The 231-nt window shown below is 61.5% G+C and carries 1 protein-coding gene; it reads left to right on the top strand.

Annotation, left to right across the window (positions count from 1 at the left end; genetic code table 11):
* A partial coding sequence (locus tag AACV02_RS15240) for a DUF6531 domain-containing protein (protein WP_157986780.1) occupies positions 1–231 on the top strand: 231 nt, incomplete at both ends.

Genomic DNA, 231 nt, shown 5'->3' with positions numbered 1-231 from the left:
GCTGCGAAAAATCCCCAGGGAGATGCCGCGGCACCTGCCGACAAAACCGCCACCAATGGCTGCCCGGTGTCGATGGTCACCGGGGAAGAATTGCTGACGCTTACGGATGGTGTGCTAGACGGGATTTTGCCGTTTGAGTGGACGCGGTTGTACCGCACCAGTGCGGTGGAAGTGGATTGTGGGTTGGGGTTTGGCTGGAGTCACTCGCTGGCGCAGCGGCTGGTGGTGACG

The organism is Pseudomonas sp. Larv2_ips, assembly GCF_963879675.1.
Taxonomy (GTDB): domain Bacteria; phylum Pseudomonadota; class Gammaproteobacteria; order Pseudomonadales; family Pseudomonadaceae; genus Aquipseudomonas.
Note: the sequence above shows the minus strand (reverse complement) of the source record. Positions and strands in the feature narration are given on the sequence as shown.